At 71.7% G+C, this 18,220-nt stretch carries 18 protein-coding genes; 9 read left to right on the top strand and 9 right to left on the bottom strand.

The genetic code is table 11. From position 1 onward, the window contains the following. The first annotated feature begins 88 nt into the window (after positions 1-88). The gene (locus IC605_RS03320) at positions 89-934 is read left to right on the top strand and encodes a DegV family protein (RefSeq protein WP_216318991.1); all 846 of its coding nucleotides are present in this window, start codon (positions 89-91) and stop codon (positions 932-934) included. Positions 935-1,166: 232 nt separating this feature from the next. On the opposite strand, the gene IC605_RS03325 is transcribed toward IC605_RS03320, so the two are convergent. Next, positions 1,167-2,195, bottom strand: a complete 1,029-nt coding sequence (locus IC605_RS03325; protein ID WP_216318995.1) for a PIN/TRAM domain-containing protein — start codon at positions 2,193-2,195, stop codon at positions 1,167-1,169. A gap of 279 nt (positions 2,196-2,474) precedes the next feature. Here IC605_RS03325 and IC605_RS03330 point away from each other — a divergent pair, with 279 nt between their 5' ends. The 4 genes from IC605_RS03330 to dxs all read left to right on the top strand — a co-directional run bounded on the left by IC605_RS03330 (position 2,475) and on the right by dxs (position 6,988). Beyond that, positions 2,475-3,299, top strand: a complete 825-nt coding sequence (locus IC605_RS03330) for a hypothetical protein (RefSeq protein WP_216318999.1) — start codon at positions 2,475-2,477, stop codon at positions 3,297-3,299. 231 nt (positions 3,300-3,530) lie between these two features. Beyond that, positions 3,531-4,208, top strand: a complete 678-nt coding sequence (locus IC605_RS03335; RefSeq protein ID WP_216319001.1) for a PspA/IM30 family protein — start codon at positions 3,531-3,533, stop codon at positions 4,206-4,208. Between the two features lie 128 nt (positions 4,209-4,336). Continuing rightward, on the top strand, positions 4,337-5,011 hold the full coding sequence (locus tag IC605_RS03340) for a hypothetical protein (protein ID WP_216319004.1): 675 nt from the start codon (positions 4,337-4,339) through the stop codon (positions 5,009-5,011). A 69-nt stretch (positions 5,012-5,080) separates the two neighbouring features. Continuing rightward, positions 5,081-6,988 carry a 1-deoxy-D-xylulose-5-phosphate synthase gene (gene dxs / locus IC605_RS03345; protein WP_216319008.1) on the top strand — a complete coding sequence of 636 codons (1,908 nt, stop codon included), beginning with the start codon at positions 5,081-5,083 and terminating at the stop codon, positions 6,986-6,988. 155 nt (positions 6,989-7,143) lie between these two features. On the opposite strand, the gene IC605_RS03350 is transcribed toward dxs, so the two are convergent. The 3 genes from IC605_RS03350 to proB form a co-directional block, all read right to left on the bottom strand. Continuing rightward, a complete protein-coding gene (locus tag IC605_RS03350) occupies positions 7,144-7,767 on the bottom strand; it encodes an MBL fold metallo-hydrolase (RefSeq protein WP_216319012.1) in 624 nt (207 codons plus the stop codon). A 25-nt stretch (positions 7,768-7,792) separates the two neighbouring features. Then, positions 7,793-9,076, bottom strand: coding sequence for a glutamate-5-semialdehyde dehydrogenase (locus tag IC605_RS03355; protein ID WP_216319015.1), 1,284 nt, complete (start codon positions 9,074-9,076; stop codon positions 7,793-7,795). Between the two features lie 97 nt (positions 9,077-9,173). After that, positions 9,174-10,265 carry a glutamate 5-kinase gene (gene proB / locus IC605_RS03360; RefSeq protein WP_216319019.1) on the bottom strand — a complete coding sequence of 364 codons (1,092 nt, stop codon included), beginning with the start codon at positions 10,263-10,265 and terminating at the stop codon, positions 9,174-9,176. 106 nt (positions 10,266-10,371) lie between these two features. On the opposite strand from proB, the gene IC605_RS03365 reads away from it, so the two are divergent. Beyond that, a complete protein-coding gene (locus IC605_RS03365; RefSeq protein ID WP_216319022.1) occupies positions 10,372-11,055 on the top strand; it encodes a DUF998 domain-containing protein in 684 nt (227 codons plus the stop codon). A gap of 114 nt (positions 11,056-11,169) precedes the next feature. After that, the gene (locus tag IC605_RS03370) at positions 11,170-11,466 is read left to right on the top strand and encodes a hypothetical protein (RefSeq protein WP_216319025.1); all 297 of its coding nucleotides are present in this window, start codon (positions 11,170-11,172) and stop codon (positions 11,464-11,466) included. 9 nt (positions 11,467-11,475) lie between these two features. Here IC605_RS03370 and tilS read toward each other — a convergent pair whose 3' ends face one another. Beyond that, the gene (tilS, locus tag IC605_RS03375; protein WP_216319028.1) at positions 11,476-13,068 is read right to left on the bottom strand and encodes a tRNA lysidine(34) synthetase TilS; all 1,593 of its coding nucleotides are present in this window, start codon (positions 13,066-13,068) and stop codon (positions 11,476-11,478) included. Between the two features lie 36 nt (positions 13,069-13,104). Between tilS and IC605_RS03380 the strand changes: the two genes are divergently transcribed. Further along, on the top strand, positions 13,105-13,581 hold the full coding sequence (locus IC605_RS03380) for a peroxiredoxin (RefSeq protein WP_216319031.1): 477 nt from the start codon (positions 13,105-13,107) through the stop codon (positions 13,579-13,581). Here the strand turns inward: IC605_RS03380 and IC605_RS24395 are convergent. From IC605_RS24395 to IC605_RS03400, 4 genes are all read right to left on the bottom strand, one after another. Then, positions 13,568-14,011, bottom strand: coding sequence for a hypothetical protein (locus IC605_RS24395; protein WP_246580368.1), 444 nt, complete (start codon positions 14,009-14,011; stop codon positions 13,568-13,570). The genes IC605_RS03380 and IC605_RS24395 overlap by 14 nt on opposite strands. Positions 14,012-14,021: 10 nt before the next feature. Beyond that, the gene (locus IC605_RS03390; protein WP_216319034.1) at positions 14,022-14,510 is read right to left on the bottom strand and encodes a Panacea domain-containing protein; all 489 of its coding nucleotides are present in this window, start codon (positions 14,508-14,510) and stop codon (positions 14,022-14,024) included. Between the two features lie 108 nt (positions 14,511-14,618). Further along, positions 14,619-15,977, bottom strand: a complete 1,359-nt coding sequence (locus IC605_RS03395; RefSeq protein WP_216319037.1) for an acetyl ornithine aminotransferase family protein — start codon at positions 15,975-15,977, stop codon at positions 14,619-14,621. A gap of 193 nt (positions 15,978-16,170) precedes the next feature. Beyond that, positions 16,171-17,598: a KamA family radical SAM protein gene (locus IC605_RS03400; protein ID WP_216319040.1), complete on the bottom strand. Its 1,428-nt coding sequence runs from the start codon at positions 17,596-17,598 to the stop codon at positions 16,171-16,173. A gap of 159 nt (positions 17,599-17,757) precedes the next feature. On the opposite strand from IC605_RS03400, the gene IC605_RS03405 reads away from it, so the two are divergent. After that, positions 17,758-18,219 carry an Lrp/AsnC family transcriptional regulator gene (locus IC605_RS03405; protein ID WP_216319044.1) on the top strand — a complete coding sequence of 154 codons (462 nt, stop codon included), beginning with the start codon at positions 17,758-17,760 and terminating at the stop codon, positions 18,217-18,219. Position 18,220: the final 1 nt, after the last annotated feature.

The following is an 18,220-nucleotide window of genomic DNA, read 5'->3' on the forward strand; positions in this document are numbered from 1 at the left end:
GGGCACCCTCACCCCCGTCCATCTTTTGCCCTGACGAGCGGTTCCTGCGCGTCAGGGAGGGCCGTCACCGTCGCGGTAAGATCGGGCCATGACCATCGCCATCGTGACGGACTCGACCAGCGACCTCGCACCCGCGCTGCGCGAACAGCACGGCATCCGGAGCGTGCCGCTGTACGTGCTGTTCGACGGCAAGATGCACAAAGACGGCATCGACATCACCCCCGCCGACCTCTTCCGGGGCCTGAAGGAGGGCAAGAAGACGCCCAGCACGTCACAGCCCAGCCCCGCCGAGTTCGCCGCCGTGTACGGGGAGGCGCTTTCGGCGGCCGACGAGGTGATCAGCGTCCACATCAGCGGGCAGCTCTCGGGCACGGTGGGCAGCGCGCGGCTGGCGGCCCAGGACTTCGGAGGCCGGGTGACGGTGGTGGACAGCCGCTCGGCGAGCCTGACCCTCGGGATGATGGCCCTGCGCGCCGCCGACCGGGCCCGCGAGGGTCGAAACAGCGCCGAGATCGTCGCCGAGCTGGAACGGGTCGCGGCGGTCGCCAACATCCGCTTCACGGTGGACACCCTCGACTTCCTGCGGATCAACGGGCGCATCGGGGGCGCGCAGGCCCTGCTCGGGAGCCTGCTCAACATCAAGCCGATCCTGACGGTCAAGGACGGGCGGGTCGAGTCCGCCGGGCGGGTGCGCGGGCACAAGAAGGCGGTCGCGGACATCGTGGATCACGTCCGCACCTATGCCTCCGCGCACGGCGAGGTGCGGGTGGCCTTTCTGGCGACTCTGGGCGGCGAGGAGTACGTCCGGGAAATCCGCGCCGGACTGGAGGGCGTGACCTTCACCGACCTCGGCGACCACCAGATCGGCGCCGTGATCGCCACCCACACCGGCCCCGGCACGATGGGCGTGACGGTCGAACCCGTCACCGTGTGAGGGCGAGGGACTGGGGTTGACACCCCCTCGTGGGAGACGGACACAGCCCGCACCGCGAGCCTCGCGAAGCAGTTTGCAGAGGGGGAAGCCGCAACCGCCCCACCCGCACGGCCAGCAGAGAGTGGCCGCGACCTTCTGACTGACCCTGGGACGGGGTGCCCGCACACCCCCTCCTCACCTCTGCTCCGGAGACCGTCTCGTCACCCAGGCGTCTTTTCAAACGCCCCCGCCGTCACGCCGCGTCGCTTTTCTCCGCCCGCGCGAAGATCATGCGGCCCACGTTGGTCTGCACGTTGTTCACCACGAGGACGCGGGTGGGCTTGCCGCGGTACTTCAGGCCGTCCTCGACCACGACCATCGTGCCGTCTTCCAGGTAGCCGACCCCCTGACCCTGCTGCTGCCCGTTCTTCGTGACCGTGACGGTGAGGTAGTCCCCGGCCTGGACCTGGGGTCTCAGGGCCACGGCGAGGGCGTGCAGGCTCAGGACCGTGAGGCCGTGCAGCCGGGCGATCTTGCCGAGGTTGCCGTCGTTCGAGAGGAGGGCGGCCCCCGTCTGGCGGGCGAGGCGCACGAGCTTGTCGTCCACGGTGGAAAGGGTCGGGTCGTCCCAGTCCTCGACGCGCAGGGGGCGGGCCTCGCGCAACTCCTCCAGCACGGCGAGGCCGCGTTTGCCGCGCGTGCGTTTCTGGGGGTCGCCGTGGTCGGCGAGAAGCTGCAACTCGCGCAGCACGAAGCCGGGCACGATCAGCTCACCCTCCAGAAAGCCGCTGCGGGCGAGGTCGAGGATGCGTCCGTCGATGATGACGTTGGTGTCGAGCAGCTTGCCCCCGGCGGGGCGCCGGGCGGGCGGCAGGGCGAGGGGCGCGAAGGCGCCTTCGTGGCGCAGGGCAAAGGGCACGAAAAAGGCCGCGAGCAGCAGGGTGGCGAGGACGCTCCACAGCCAGGTCGAAAAGGGCAGGCCGCGCAGCAGACTCCCGAGCAGCACGCTCAGGAGCAGGGCGACCATCAGCCCGAAGGTGGCCGCCGCCACCCGCCGGGGAGAGAGCCCGGCGTACCAGCGCCCCAGCCTGCCCACCCATCCGGCGGCGAGACGTTCGGCGCGGGGAGCGAGCAGCAGGGCGGCGAGCGCCCCCGCCAGCCCCAGGCTGAGGGTATTCACCCGCGCCAGGTCGGGGTCGCCGCTGCCGCCTTCCAGCGCCCGGCCGACCCCCAGACCGGCGAGCAGACCGAGCAAAATGAGAACAAGCCGCAGCCAGAGCACGCCCCCAAGTCTACCCCGCGAGGTCGCCCGGGCGCTGTCACTTTGCCGCCGCGCGGGGAAACAGACCGGGCCGTGAGCGCGGCGCCCCGGTTCTGGGGTGGGGCACGGTCTGTCCCGCCCCCGCCCGAGGACGGCGCTCACCCCGGCCCCTCGCTCCGTCCCGCCGCCGTGCGGGTCCGCCCGGGCCGCAGAGGCATGTGGGAGGACCGGCAGCGGGCGCGGCCAGCGACGTGAGAAGCTCAAAGTCGGCGCTCATGGGAGGCGGGTAGGATGGGCGCCATGCCTCAAGTTTCCCAAACGCTTCGCGTCGCGGGTCTGCTCCTGGCAGGCCTTTCGGGGGCCGTCAGCGCCCAGGGCACGGCCGCTCCCGCCCGCCCCGCCTCCACCCCGGCGGCTCCGGCCCGGCCCGCCGCGTCCGCGTCCGTGTCCGCCGCGACCACCAAGGCGGCGAGCAGCCTCGCGGTCGAGGTCAGCGGCACCGTCCGGGGCCAGATCGTCTCCTGCCCGGCGGCGCTGCGGGTGGGGGCCTCGGCGGTGTGCCTGTACGTGCAGAATGCCCCCGCCGCGCTGCGCCCCCTGGTGCGCGGCAAGCTCGGCGCCCGCGCGCTCGGCGACTGGAAGTCGACCCCGAGCGGCAAGGCCAGTTCCCTGCTGGTGTCCTCCGCCCCGAACGGCCCGGTCGCCGCCTACGTGCTGCTGACGGCGCTGGGGGACCGCGAAACCCTCGTCGTCGTGGACGCGGCGAACCCGGCGGTCGCCCAGGCGGCCTCGCCGAGCACCGCGCCCGTCGGGATCGTGAAGGGCCAGCCCTACGTCCTGGGTCGCGATCTCGTCGGCGTGGTGAGCGTGACCTCGCTGGGATCGGGCAAGTTCCGCCTGCTGGGCGCCAGCGGGCAGCCCCTGACCGTCACCGTCGGGCAAAAGACCGCGCAGCTCGGGAACGGCAGCGTCGAGTTGCCCCTGCTTCCGGCCACCGACGGGCGCAACCTGATCTTCCCGCTCGCCGGACTGCGCGCGCTGGGCTGCACCCTGACCCCGGCGGGAGCCAACGTGACGGTCGCGTGCGGGACGGCGAGCGTGGGGCTCAAGCCCATCGTGTTCTGAGCGGTCAGCTTCCAGCCGCCAGCAGCGGAAGGGAGAACAGAGGGGAGGGGTCCGGGAGGGCTCCTCCCCTCTCGTCCCGCGGGGTGGCGACGGACCTGGGGCCGCGAGCCCCTGCCGGTGGCTGGCCGCTGGCCGCCTTCCCACGTTCACCTTGCCTTGAGGGTCGCGCCCAGGGGCAACTTCGGGCGGGCAGGGTGCGTAATCATAACCGCCAAGGAGGCACACCCCACCATGAGTATTCTCGACCGACTGTCCAGACTGCTGCGCGCCAACGTGAACGACATGATCAGTCGCGCGGAGGACCCCGCCAAGATCATCGAGCAGGCCCTGCGCGACATGCGGGCCGCCTACGGCGAGGCGCGGGCCGAGGTGGCCGACGCGATGAGCCAGGGCGCCAAACTCGAGCGCGAGGCGAACACCAACCGCCGCCTTTCCGAGGAGTACGAGAAGAAGGCCGAAGAGGCCCTGCGCGGCGGCAGCGAGGAGCTGGCCCGCGAGGCGCTGCGCCGCGCGCAAAACCACAAGGACCTCGCCCGGGGGTTCGAGGAGCAGGTATCCGTCCAGCGCAGCACCGTCGATCAGCTCAAGACGCAACTGCGCGCGCTGGAGGCCAAGATCGACGAGCTGGAGTCGCGCAAGTCCCTGCTCGCCGCCCGGCAGAAGACGGCCCAGGCGGGCGCGACCCTCGACCGGGTGAGCGGCTTCGACCAAGCGGGGAGCGCGATGGGCGCCTTCGAGGAGATGGAGCGCAAGGTCGCCGGGATGGAGGACCGCAACCGGGCGATGACCGAGCTGCGCGAGGAGAACGACATCGACGCGCAATTGGCGAACCTGGGCCGCGACCGTGACCTCGACGACGCCTTCGCCGCCCTCAAGGCCCGCGTGCAGGGCGGGGACAAGCAGGGTTGAGGCGCGGAGCCTTGACCGGGAAGGGGCGCCCGCAGCGCCCTTTCTCCCTTTTCCCGTGCGGTTCCGGTCAGCCAGACTTCAGGAATGCTGACAGAATGGGGCCGATGCCCTGCCTTACCCTCCAGAACATGCGAGGCCGCTTGCTCCTCCTCGCCCTTCCGCTGACGGCGGCGCTGGGGGCCTGCGCGCCCGCCGCCAACCCCACGGGCGCACCCCCCGTCCAGGCCAGCACCCCCGTCAACCGCGTGTCCTTTTATCCCCAGGAGACGGGGCTCACCTGGACCTACCTCCCCGAGGGGGAGGCGGCGGGCGGCGTGCCCTACACCCTGCGGGGGCTCGGACCCACCGTCTTCGCCGGGCAGAGCGTCCTCGCCTCCGGGCTCACCGGGCGCGGCGCCGAGCAGACGTGGTACCGGCGGGTGGATGCCAGCGGCGTGCGGCTGCTGGGCTTCCGCAAGCCGGGCGTCACCGTCAGCCTCGACCCCGCCTGGGTGGAGGCCCCCGCCGAGAGCGCGTGGCGGGTGGGTCTGGGCTGGCAGGGCGAGAGCCGCGTGACGATCACGAGCGACGACGGCAAGGTCCAGGCGCAAGGAACCCTGCGCTACCGCTACGACGTGCAGGACCGCCGCCGGGTGAGCACCCCGGGCGGAAGTTTCGACGTGTGGGTCGTCACCCGCCAGATCACCGACGACGTGGGGGGCCTCTTTCCCCAGGCCCAGCAACTGTGGTTCGCGCCCTTCGTGGGGGACGTGCGGACGCCCGAGGGGCTGCTCCTCACCGGGAGGAACTTCAATGTGCGCTGAGGGGCCTGTGCCCCGCGGGACATTCGGAGGGCCCCCCGTCCTTAAGCTCATCCCCAAGGGAGGCCAGCCATGAGCGAGCCGACGACCACCTCCAGCCTGTCCCCGGCGAGCCGAACCCCGCTCCTCGACCGGGTGAACAGCCCGGAAGACCTCAAGACCCTCGCGCGCGACCAGCTCACCCTCCTCGCGGAGGAGCTGCGGGGCGAGATCGTGCGGGTGTGCTCGGTGGGCGGCCTGCACCTGGCGAGCTCTCTGGGCGCGACCGACCTGATCGTGGCGCTGCACTACGTCCTGAACTCCCCGCGCGACCGCATCCTCTTCGACGTGGGGCATCAGGCGTACGCGCACAAGATGCTGACCGGGCGCCGCTCGCGGATGTCGTCCGTGAAGAAGGAGGGCGGCCTCAGCGGTTTCACCAAGGTCAGCGAGAGCGAACACGACGCGATCACGGTGGGGCACGCGAGCACGAGCCTTGCGAACGCGCTCGGCATGGCGCTCGCCCGCGACTCGCTGGGGCAAGACCACAAGGTCGCCGCCGTGATCGGGGACGGGTCGCTGACGGGCGGGATGGCCCTCGCCGCGCTGAACACCATCGGCGACATGGGCCGCAAGATGCTGATCGTCCTCAACGACAACGAGATGAGCATCTCCGAGAACGTGGGCGCCCTGAACAAGTTCATGCGCGGCCTCCAGGTCCAGAAGTGGTTTCAGGAGGGCGAGGGCGCCGGGAAGAAGGCCGTGCAGGCGGTCAGCAAGCCGCTCGCCGACTTCATGAGCCGGGCCAAGAGCAGCACCCGCCACTTCTTCGACCCCGCGAGCGTGAACCCCTTCGCCGCGATGGGCGTGCGCTACGTCGGCCCGGTGGACGGCCACAACGTGCAGGAACTCGTGTGGCTGATCGAGCGGCTGGTCGATCTGGATGGGCCGACCATCCTGCACGTCGTGACGAAAAAGGGCAAGGGCCTGAGCTACGCGGAGGCCGATCCGATCTACTGGCACGGGCCGGGCAAGTTCGACCCGGCGACGGGCGAGTTCAAACCGAGTGACGCCTACTCGTGGAGCGCGGCCTTCGGGGACGCGGTGACGGAACTCGCCAGGCAGGACCCGCGCACCTTCGTGATCACGCCCGCGATGCGCGAGGGCAGCGGCCTCGTGAAGTACAGCCAGGTCCACCCGCACCGCTATCTCGACGTGGGGATCGCGGAGGACGTGGCGGTGACGACCGCCGCCGGGATGGCCCTCCAGGGGATGCGGCCCATCGTGGCGATCTACTCGACCTTCCTGCAACGGGCCTACGATCAGGTGCTGCACGACGTCGCCATCGAGAACCTGAACGTCACCTTCGCCATCGACCGGGGCGGCATCGTGGGCGCGGACGGGGCGACCCACAACGGCGTCTTCGACCTGAGCTACCTGCGGTCCATCCCGAACGTGCGCGTCGGCCTGCCCAAGGACGCCGCCGAGCTGCGCGGGATGCTGAGGGCCGCGCAGGAGAGCCCCGGCCCCTTCGCCCTCCGCTACCCGCGCGGCAACACCGAGCGGGTGCCGGAGGGGACGTGGCCCGACCTGAGGTGGGGCACCTGGGAGCGGCTGCGGGAAGGCGACGACGTGGTGATCCTGGCGGGCGGCAAGGCGCTGGAGTACGCGCTGCGGGCGAGTGCCGACCTTCCCGGCGTCGGGGTGGTGAACGCCCGCTTCGTGAAGCCGCTCGACGAGGCGCTGCTGCGCGAGGTGGCTTCCAGGGCGCGCGCCCTGATCACGGTCGAGGACAACACCGTCGTCGGCGGCTTCGGGAGCGCGGTGCTGGAGGCGCTGAGCGCCATGGGCCTGCGGACCCCGGTGCGCGTCCTGGGCATCCCCGACGAGTTCCAGGATCACGCGACCGTCGAGAGCGTCCACGCGCGGGCAGGGATCGACGCGCAGGCGATCCGCACCGTGCTCGCCGAACTGGGCGTGAACGTGCCGATAGAGGTGTAGGACGGGAAGGAGAAGGCGGGGGACAGGAGAAACTTGTCCTCCGCCTTCGTTTTGCGGCCGTCAGGAGGCCAGGGGGCAGACGGCCTTTGAATCAGCCGGGACAGCCCCTTTCCTGCGAAGCTTTGCAAGTTCGGTCAGGTTTCCCAGGTCCCTGATCAGACGCCCAGCCGGTCGGCCAGTGCCCGCACCGACCGGCCCGTCGTTACCGGGCCGTGGCCGACGTACACCTCGCTCGGCGCGATATCGGCGATCTTGCGAACCGTGCGCTGGGCCTGCGCCACGTCGGCGCTGAGGAAGGCCGGACCCATCGCCGCCTGACCACGCCGCGAGGCCAGCGCGTCGGCGGCGACGAGCACGCCGTCCCGCAGCAGCCCGATCTGCCCCGGCGTGTGCCCGGGAAGGTGAATGACCTGCCAGCCCATCAACGTGTCGCCCTCGGCGAGCGTTTGGAGGGCAGCACGCGGCACGGGCGGCACCGGGAAGTTGAGCAGGCGCCCGAGGACAGGTATGGGCAGTGGCGGGCGCGGCGTCTCCCCGGTGAGGTACGGCAGGTCGAGAGCGTGCGCGTAGATCGGCAGGCCCAGCGACTCCCACAGGTGCCGGGCACCGCCCGCGTGGTCGGGGTGGTGGTGGGTGAGAAAGAGGGCCTTGACACCCGACGCCCGCGCCCAGGCCAGGACCCTTTCGCGGGTGCCTGCGAGGCCGCTGTCTACGAGGAGCGTTCCCTCGTCCGTCTGGAGCAGATACGTGTTCGCCCCGAAGGTGCGGTATTCGAGCATGTCGGATTGTAGACCCGGGCGGGCCTCAGTCCCGAACCTGTCCTTCCCCCACCACGACCCACTTCGTCGTCGTCAGCTCGCGCAGGCCCATCGGGCCCCGGGCGTGGAGCTTCTGGGTGCTGATGGCGACCTCGGCGCCGAGGCCGAGTTGCCCGCCGTCGTTGAAGCGGGGGCTGGCGTTCACCATCACGGCGGCGCTGTCCACGTCGGCCACGAAGCGCTCAGCCTGGGCGGGGTCGCGCGTCAGGATCACGTCGGTGTGGTTGCCGTGCGCGGCGATGAAGTCGAGGGCCCCCTCCAGCCCGGAGACGGTGCGGAGGCTGGCGGTCAGGGCGAGGAACTCGGTGCCGTAGTCGGAGTCCCGGGCGGGCTCGGCCTCGATTCCGGCGGCGTGCAAGGTGGCGAGGGCGGGGGAATCGGCGCGCAGGGTGACCCCGTGCGAGACCAGATCACGGGCGATGGCGGGCAGGGCGGGCAGCGCCCCCGCGTGGACGAGCAGGGTGTCGAGGGCGTTGCAGGCGCTGGGCTTTTGTACCTTGGCATTGCGGATAAGCCGGACGGCCCGCTCCACGTCCGCCGGGTCGCGGGTGAACGTCTCGTCGAGATACACATGCACGACGCCGATGCCGCCCACGATGACGGGGACGGTGGCGTTTTCCACGCAGTAGCGGTGCAGGCCCGCCCCGCCCCGGGGGATGATCGCGTCCACGAGGTCGTCGAGGCGCAGGAGTTCGAGCATCCTTTCGCGGGCGGGGTCGCCCATGACCTGCACGGCGTCGCCCGGCAACCCCTCTTGCTCCAGGGCGGCGCGGACGGCCCCCTCCAGCGCCGCGTTGCTGCTGACCGTCTCCTTGCCCCCGCGCAGGATGGCGGCGTTGCCGCTCATCAGGGCCAGGGCCGAGACGTCCACGGTCACGTTCGGGCGGCTCTCGTAGATCACGCCGAGAACGCCGAGGGGCACCCGGCGGCGCGACACGCGGATGCCGTTGGGGCGCACCTCCTCGGGCGTGGTCTCCCCCACCGGGTCGGGCAGGCGGGCGACGGCCTCCACGTCGGCGGCGATGGCACAGAGCGAGGCCGCGTCCAGCCGCAGCCGGGCGACCAGGTGCGCGGGGAGGCCCGCCGCCTGCGCCGCCGCCACGTCCCGCGCGTTCGCGGCGAGGATGTCCCCCTCGCGCGCCCGCAGCTCCCGCGCGACCGCGTGCAGGGCCGCCGCCTTGCGCGCGGTGGGCAGCGAGCGCAGCACCCGCGCCGCCCGCCGCGCCCGCACGCCCAGCTCACGGACGGAGAGGGTCCCGGTGGTCGTCATGGGGCCAGGGTAGCAGGGGTGGGTGGCGGGTCGCGTGTGGCGTGTAGAGGAGACCGGAACCGCCCCCACCAGCGACAGGCCGCGCGCCACGGGCCCGCTACAGCCGCACCAGATCATCCCGGTGGACCGCCTCGGGCCCGTAGGTGAAGCCCAGCACGCCCTCGATCTCGCGCGAGTGGCGGCCCGCGATGCGCGCGAGGTCGGCGGCGCGGTAGCGGGTGAGGCCCCGGGCGACCTCGGAGCCGTCGGGGGCGAGGAGGCGCACGGTGTGGCCGCGCTCGAAGGGGCCGTGGACGGCGGCGATCCCGGCGGGCAGGAGGCTCCCGCCCCGCTCGCGCACCGCCCGGGCGGCGCCGTCGTCGAGGGTGACGCGGCCCGTGGCGATCTCGGCGAGAATCCAGCGTTTGCGGGCCTCCAGCCGCGAGCCGTGGGCGAGAAAGCGCGTGCCGATCTCCTCGCCCGCCACGAGGCGGGTGAGCGCACTCCCCGCGTCGCCGGGCGCGATCACGACGGGCGTTCCGGCGCGGGTGGCGATCTCGGCGGCCTGGACCTTGGTGTGCATCCCGCCCGTGCCCCGGTGACTGCCCGCCCCACCCGCCAGGGCCCAGACCTCGGGCGTCACCCGCTCGACCACGGGAATCAGGGTCGCCGCCGGGTGGGTGCGCGGGTCGGCGGTGTAGAGCCCCGGCGCGTCGGTGAGGATCACGAGGAGGTCGGCCTCCACGAGGTTCGCCACGAAGGCCGAGAGGGTGTCGTTGTCGCCCACCCTGAGTTGCCGGGTCGCCACGGCGTCGTTCTCGTTGATGACGGGCAAGACGCCGCGCGTGAGGCAACCCTCCAGGGTCGTGCGCGCGTTGAGGTAGCGGGTGCGGTCGCGGAAGTCGTCGGCGGTGAGGAGCACCTGGGCGACGCTGATCCCGTACAGGTCGGCGAGGGTCGCGTAGGTGTGCATCAGGCGCCCCTGCCCGACTGCCGCGAGGAGCTGCTTTTCGGCCAGCGTCCGGTCGCGCGGCGGGAAGCCCAGCGCCTCCCAGCCCGCGAGCACCGCGCCGCTCGTGACGAGGACGACCTCGTGCCCGCCCGCGCGCACCGCCGCCACGTCGCGGATCAGGTCCACGAGGCGGGGGCGGTGTAGGCGGTCGGTGCCCGCCGTGAGGACGCTGGTGCCGAGCTTCAGGACGACGCGCATGGGGCACAGGATAGGGGCCGGGCCCGCCTCTCGCGGTCATCCTTCCGGCGGACGCGCGCCCCCCGGCTCACCGCGAGACTGGGGCCATGCCGAGGAAGGCGCGGCCATGACCGACAGGGCCCCCGCCCCGCCGCGCCTCCTCCCGCGGTTCGGCGCTGCCCTCTGGGTGGTCGGCGCGCTCCAGTTCCTCGCCGCGCACCTGATCGTCCAGACGGCGTGGAGCGCCCCGTACCGCTGGTCGGCGAACAACATCAGCGACCTGGGGAACGTGCGGTGCGGACCCTGGGGCGACCCGCCGAGGGACGTGTGCTCCCCGCTGCACGGCCTCATGAACGTGTCGTTCGCCGTGCAGGGCGCCGCCCTGCTCCTCGGGGCCCTGCTGCTGTGGACGTGCTGGCGGCCCACCCGGGCCTCGCGGGCCGGGCGCGTGCTGCTCCTGGCGGGCGGTGCCGGCTGGGTCGCGGCGGGGCTCTTTCCCGCCGACGTGAACGAGAACCTGCACGTGCTGGGGGCGGTGCTGATCTTTTTCGCCGGGAACCTCGGGCTGCTGCTGGCCGGGCCCGCCTTCGCGGGGCGTCCCGGTCTGGCCCTCCCCCGGCTGGGGGCCCTCCTGGGGGCCGCCGGGCTGCTGGGCATGGGGCTTTTGTTCGGCGGTCAGTTTCTGGGGCTCGGGATGGGCGGAATGGAACGGGTGACGGTCTTCCCGCTTCAGGTGTGGACCCTGCTGGCGGGGAGCGCCGTCCTGGGCACCCCGTCCGTTCGCCGCCGCACCGTCCGGAGGGGCGAGTAGGCGGCGCGGCCCCTCCTTCCTTTCCTGCCATGACAGGCCGCTGACCATCCGGCTCCACCCTGCGGGCACGGGGGCTCACCCGCCCGGACCACGCCCCACACCCCTGGAGGTCAGATGCAGGCTTCACCCTCGACCCTTCCCCTGGTTCTCCTGCTCACGGCCTTTGGCCTGCTCACCTTCCTGGTCGCCGGGTGGGTGGCGGCGGGCGTGGTCCTCGTGGTCGTCCTGCTGCTTCTCACCACGGCCTCCGGGCGCGGGCGGGAGCGGCGGGGTGGCCGGGGCCGGGCGGTCGGGACCGGCGGCGGGGACTGGGCCTGGAGCCCGGGCGATTCCGGCGGGCACGGGGGAGGGTGCGACGCGGGCGGCGACGGTGGGAGCGGCGGGGACGGCGGAGGGTGCGGGGGCACGTAGAGCCTTCCCCTAGCCGCCCCGCCACGAGCGGAAGGTGTCGCGCAGCAGCCGCGCCGCCTCGCGCGCCCGGACGCCGCCCGTCACGCGCGGCGTGTGGCCCCAGGAGTGGGCGAGGAGGTCGGTCACCCCCCCGAGGGCACCCGCCTTGGGATTGCGCGCCCCGAAGACGATCTGTCCCACCCGGGCCTCGACCGCCGCGCCCAGGCACATCGGGCAGGGTTCGAGCGTGACGACGAGGGTACAAGCCGTCAGGTAGGGGCCGAGGGTGCGGGCGGCCTCCCGCAGCGCCTCCACCTCGGCGTGACGGGTCATGTCGCCCGCCTCCCGGCTGAGGTTGCGCCCGCGCCCGACGACCGCTCCGCCAGGCCCCAGGACGACCGCGCCGACCGGAACCTCGCCCGCCGAGGCCGCCTCGCGGGCCAGGGTGAGGGCCTCCCCCATCGCGGCGTGGAGGGGGTCTTCCGGCTGCCCCGCCTCCTCGCACGCCCCCACTGCCCAGAGGGGAGGGCGCAGGCCCACCCACTGAACGTCCTGGCCCACCGCGAGGAGGAGCACCCGGTCGCGCTCGCCTCTCGGAACGTGCAAGTCGGTGAGCACGTCGCTGAGCTTGCGCGTGCCGCCGGGAAGGCGGATGCGGTCGCCGCCCTGCCGGGTGCGACGGGTCCAGCCCCCGGGGAGGGGGAAGAGGGGGTCGGGCCAGACTTGCGGGGCGAGGTGCACTTTCCCCCCGGTGACGGTCACGGTCCGCGCGCCGGGGAGGGTGAGGTGGGCCGTCTCTCCCCGTGCGAGAGCGTGCGTGAGCGTGAGGACGTGTTCGGCGTGGTACGGCAGGCCAGCCTCCCTCAGCGCCCGCACGACGAAGCGTCTCAGCACGGCGGGCGGCTGGGCGGCGAGGGGCGCGTGGTCGGTCAGACGCGCGGCCCACTCCCCCAGCGCCGCGTCGTCCTCGCGGGCAAAGGTGGCGACGCGGGCCAGGGCCGACTCGACCTCGGGGAAACGGGCGGTGAGGGTGGGCATCACGACCGTCCGCAGCCAGGCGCGGGTCTGGGTGGGATCGGCGTTCGTGGGGTCCTCGCGCCAGCCCTGCCCGAGGGCGTGCAGGAACGTCTCGACCTCGGCGCGGGGCACGTCCAGCCAGGGGCGGCGCACCCGGCCCCGGGCCGGGGGGATGCCGCTCGGGACGGCCTCCCCGCGCAGGAGTTCCATCAGCACCGTCTCCGCCTGGTCGCGCCGGGTGTGGGCGGTCAGGACGGCAGAGGCGCCGTGCCGCCTCGCCACCCGGCCCAGGAACTCGTAGCGCACGCGGCGGGCGGCGTCCTCCACGTTCCAGCCGCGCCGCTCGGCCACCGCCGCCACGTCCACCCGCGTCCCCTCGAAGGGAACACCCAGTTCCTCCGCAAGAGCCCTCACCCACTCGGCATCCCCCCCCGACCCCTCGCGCAGGGCATGGTCGAGGTGGGCGGCGATGGGCCGGGCGCCGATCAGGAGGAGGGCCCGCAGCAACGCCACGCTGTCTGCGCCGCCCGAGACACCGACCACGACCACACGCCCGGCGAAGGGCAGCAGCGGCGCGGTGAGGGCGGACGGCGCGGGGCGGGGCACGCGGGCATTCTAGGCGGGGGCCTTAGAATCGGGTCCATGAGCCCCTCTGTCGGTCAACCCGCCCCCGAGTTCGACGCGCGCAGCGACGACGGCCGCCCCGTCCGCCTCACCGAGTTGCGCGGGTCCTGGGTGGTGCTGTACTTCTACCCCCGCGCGAACACGCCCGGCTGCTCAGTCGAGGCCCGGCGTTTCGAGGCGGCCCTTCCCGAGTTCGGGCGCCTGAACGCGCAGGTCGTCGGCGTGAGCACCGACACCGAGGCCCGGCAGGCGAACTTCCGCGACACCTGCTCGCTGTCTTTCCCCCTGATTCCCGACGGCGACCGCAGCGTCAGCCGCGCCTACGGGGTGATCGGCGGGCTGGGCGGCCTGCTGGGGCTGGCGGCGCGCGAGACCTTTCTGATCGACCCCCAGGGCCGGGTCGCCCACCACTGGCGCGGGGTGAATCCGGCCACCCACGCCGCCGACGTGCTGCGGCACCTAGAGGGGGTGGCCTCCGGGGTCAGCGCGTCCTAGCGTCCCGCGTCGGCACCGCCTGCTCCCGCTCCGGTTCCTGGGGGTAGAGCCAGCGCAAGAAGACGAGGAACAGGCCGATCACCGTCGCCGTGCTCGTCGTCAGGAAGGCGATGATGACGCCCGCCTCCAGCCGGAAGGGGCGGCCCCCCAACGTGCCCCACCCGACCGCGACCGTCAGCACCACGTCGGCGACGAGCCACGCGGTCGCCAGGGCGAAGACCGCGAAGCCCGCCCAGCCGCGCCAGCGCTGCTGCGCCCGGACCTCCCGGAGCGAGAGGGCCTGCCGTTCGCGGAGGTAGTCCTCGTCGGCCCGCTGGCGGCGCTCGCTCTCCAGGCCGCCCTCCACCCGGGCCTGGATGGCGCTCATCTGCACGGCGGTGATGGGCGTGGCGCCCTGCGGCGTGACCGGATTGGGCGGGGGACCAGTCATGCGCTCCGGCTCAGGCGCTGCGGGAGAGCGCCGTGTAGTACTCGCGGGTGACCTCGTTGGGAATCAGGTCGTTCGGGCGCCCGAAGACCTGCATCCAGGGGGTGCCCTGAAGGTGCGTCAGCCGCGAGAGTTCGTCGCCGTCCATCTGCCCGTAGGTCATCCAGACGCTGCGGATCACTTCCAGGGCGGCGGGATCATTGCTCAGGTCAGGTTCGCCCGGCGACACGTCGAGCGGCTCGGCGATGGGCGTGCGGCCCCGGCTTCCCCAGTGGTCCCACAACCGCCGGACGACCGGGCCGCGTTGCCAGGCGTGGACCGTGTTGTAGATCAGGGGCCGCCCCAGCAGCGCCAGCGTCCACCCGTGCGCGATGTACACCAGCTTGTGCACCTGCATCTGCGTCAGGGTCCGCCCCTCCGCCCGCGCGAGGTCGAGGAAGGCGTTCGCCACCACCTCGGCGGCGTACCCGGTCTTGGTCGGATCGTCGATGGTGACGGTCAAGGTCGGCCCCCTTTCTGATCACAGCGTAACACGCCCGGGGGAGTGTGAACTGTGGAAGGTGGACCGTGAACTTCCCCACATCCAGTCCCACCTTCGCCCCATCCCGACCTACAGCGCCGCCAGCGTCTCCCGCATGATCTTGAGCCCCGTCCCCGCCTCCTCGCGCGTCAGGATCAGGGGCGGGCTGATGCGGATGACGGCCTCGCCGCAGTCGAGGTTCAGGAGGCCGCGCTCGAACAGGGCGAGGCTGGCGCGGTCCCGCAGCCCCCCGTCGGGGCTCCCGTCCGGCCTCACGAACTCCAGGCCGATGAAGAGCCCCTCGCCGCGCACGTCGCCCAGGAAGGGGAAGTCCGACTGCATCTTCCGCAGCTCGGCCAGGATGGAGGCGCCGACCTCCCGCGCGTTGTCCATCAGGCTCTCGCCACAGCCGGGGTGCTTCACCACACCTTCGAGGAGGTCGAGCGTGGCGTGGGCCGCCGCCGCCGCGACCGGGTTGCCGCCGAACGTACTGCCGTGCGAGCCGACGGGCCAGGTCATGACCGACTCCTTGGCGAGCATCGCGGAGATGGGCAGGCCTGAGGCGATGCCTTTGGCGAGGGTCACGATATCGGGCTGAACGTCGAAGTGCTGGAACGAGAACATCTTCCCGGTGCGCCCCATCCCCGCCTGCACCTCGTCGAAGATCAGCAGGATGCCGTGCTTGTCGCACAACGCGCGCAGCCCCGGCAGGAAGTCCGCGGGCGGCACGATGTACCCGCCCTCACCCTGCATCGGCTCGATGACGACGGCGGCGACCTCATCGGCAGGAATGACCGTCTGGAACAGCAGTTCGATGTGGTCGAGGACGGCCTGACCGCACGTTTCGGGCGTGCTGCCCAGCGGCGGGCGGAAGGGGTTGGGATAGGGGACGTGCGAGACGTTCGGCAGCAGGGGACCGAAGCCGCGCTTGTACTTCGTCTTGGAGCCCGTGAGCGTGATCGCGCCGTACGTCCGCCCGTGGAAGGACCCCAGCGTGGAGATGATATGCGTGCGCCCGGTGTGATTCCGCGCGAGCTTCACCGCCGCCTCGACCGCCTCCGCCCCCGAGTTGCCGAAGAACACGCGCCACTTCTCGCCGGGACGCTCGATCTGGGCGACGAGGCGTTCGGCCAGGCTCGTCGTGATTTCCTGCGGGTAGTCGGTGAGGCAGACGTGGGCGAACTTGGTGATCTGCTCCTGCACGGCCTTCACGACATGCGGGTGCGCATGCCCCGTCGTGCTGACGGCGATGCCCGCGAAGAAGTCGAGCATGGTGTTTCCGTCCACGTCGGTCAGCCACACGCCCTCGCCGTGGTCCGGCACGAAGGGATAGGGCCGCATGTAGGAGGTGGAGAGGTGCTTCGCGTCGCGCGCCATGATCTCGGCGGTCTTGGGGCCGGGGAGGGCAGTTTTGAGGAGGGGCTGGCGGGGCTTGGGGAGGGTGGTCATGGGGGCTCCTGTGGGGTGGGGCGGCAGGGTTGGTCACACGCCCCCTCACCCCCGACCCCTCTCCCGCAAGGGAAGAGGGGAGAACGACGCTTTGGCTCAAGCATTTGCTTCTTTTGCTCCCTCTCCCCTGGTGGGAGAGGGCTGGGGTGAGGGGGCGACGGAGTGATCGCCGCTTACAGCAAGTCGCCCTGCCTCAATCCCCGCTCACCGTCTCTGCCACCTGCACCATCCCATCCGGCGCAGTGTCGGTCACGGCCACGCTCCCCACCCCGTACGCCGCCCACTTGTCCTCGCGGCTGTTGAGGCGGTGCTGGGTCGCGCCGGGTCTCACGCGGCTCTCGCTGAACTCACGCGGCTCGATGGAAATGCGCTCGCCCTCCATCAGACCGTAAATCCCGCTCTGGCCGGGCTCGCGGCGCTGCCACTCCTCGGGGATAGCCATGTCGGGGCCGGTGTAGTCAGTCGGCTCGGAGTAGGCGGCGATATAGCCCTCGAAGTTGCGGAGGATCAGCTTCTCGGGCGAGTGGGACAGGACGTAGTTAGGCGCGACGGGAATCTTGCCGCCGCCGCCGGGCGCGTCCACCACGTAGGTCGGCACCGAATAGCCGCTGGTGTGCCCGCGCAGGCTCTCCATGATCTCCAGGCCCTTGCTCACCGTGGTCCGCAGGTGCCCCGCCCCATGCACGAGGTCGCACTGATAGATGTAATAGGGCCGCACCCGAATCTTGACGAGTTCGCGCAACAGCTTCTGCATGATCACGGGATGGTCGTTCACGCCGCGCAGGAGGACACTCTGGTTGCCGAGGGGCACGCCCGCCCGCGTGAGGCGGTCGCACGCCTCCGCGACTTCCGGCGTGATCTCCTTGGGGTGGTTGACGTGAATGTTCATCCACAGCGGGTGATTCTCGGCCAGAACGTCGCACAGTTCCTGGGTCACGCGCATGGGCATGAACACCGGGACGCGCGTGCCGATGCGGATGATCTCGATGTGCTCGATCTTGCGCAGTTCGGAGAGAAGACGGCCCAGCACCTTCGGGGCGAGGGTCAGGGGGTCACCGCCCGAGAGGAGCACGTCGCGCACCTGGGGCGTGTTCCGCAGGTAGTTGAGCTGCGCCTCGTACTCGGCGGGGTTGAAGGTCTCGGAGGGGTCGCCCACGATGCGGCTGCGGGTGCAGTAGCGGCAATAACTGGCGCACTGGGTCGTCACCAGCATCAGTACCCGGTCGGGGTAGCGGTGGACCAGGCCGGGCACGGGGCTGTGCTTGTCCTCGGCGAGCGAGTCCTCCATCATCGCCGTGAAGGGTTCGAGTTCGTGATGGGTGGGGATGACCTGACGCCGCACCGGACAGGTGGGGTCCTCCGGGTCCATCAGCGAGGCGAAGTACGGGGTGATGTCGAGGCGGAAGATGCCCTTGGCGCTCGCGCCCGCCCGCTCGCTCTCGGTGAGGCGGATGACCTCTTCCAGCTCCAGGGCGGAGTTGATGCGGTTCTTGAGCTGCCACTTCCAGTCGTACCACTGCTCGTCGGGCACGCTGGCCCACCTCGGCGCGCGGTGGTTGCGGGGCAGCATCTGCTGGGACCGGACGGTCGCCTGCGGGTGCAGTGTCGTTGAACGGGACATTCGGGTCTCCTCGGGCTGGAACGAAATGTGACTTTTCCTCCTCCATTGTTGGGCTTGGGGGAGGCCTTTGGAATGGGCGCGGGCCGTACACGTGAGACGCCCGGTACGCGACAGGCTGTCAAACGCCACTTCTGACCTTGCAATTGATAAGATGCGGTCATGAAGCAGCACGGCGGCCACCTCGACCACCTCGACCACCGCATTCTCGAAGAACTTCAGACCGACTCGCGGCTGAGTATGCGGGAACTGGGGCGGCGGGTCGGGCTCTCGGCCCCGGCGGTCACCGAGCGGGTGCGGCGGCTGGAGGACGCGGGCGTGATTCTGGGGTACGGGGTGCGGGTGGCAAGCAAGCCGCTGGGACGGACGATCACGGCCTTCATCGGGGTGCAGGACTCGGGGCGCAACGACCCGACGCTCGTCCGGTGGGCCAAGAAGCACGACGGGGTGCTGGAGTGCCACAGCGTGACGGGGGACAACTCCTGCATCCTCAAGGTGGCCGTGCCCGACGTGGGGGCGCTGGAGACGATGCTGGGCGACCTGATCGGGATGGGCTTCACCTGCGACACGAGCATCGTGCTGAGTTCGCCGCTGGAGGGGAAGGTGTTGTTGCCGCCGAGGTGAG

The organism is Deinococcus aestuarii (assembly GCF_018863415.1).
Lineage (GTDB): Bacteria > Deinococcota > Deinococci > Deinococcales > Deinococcaceae > Deinococcus > Deinococcus aestuarii.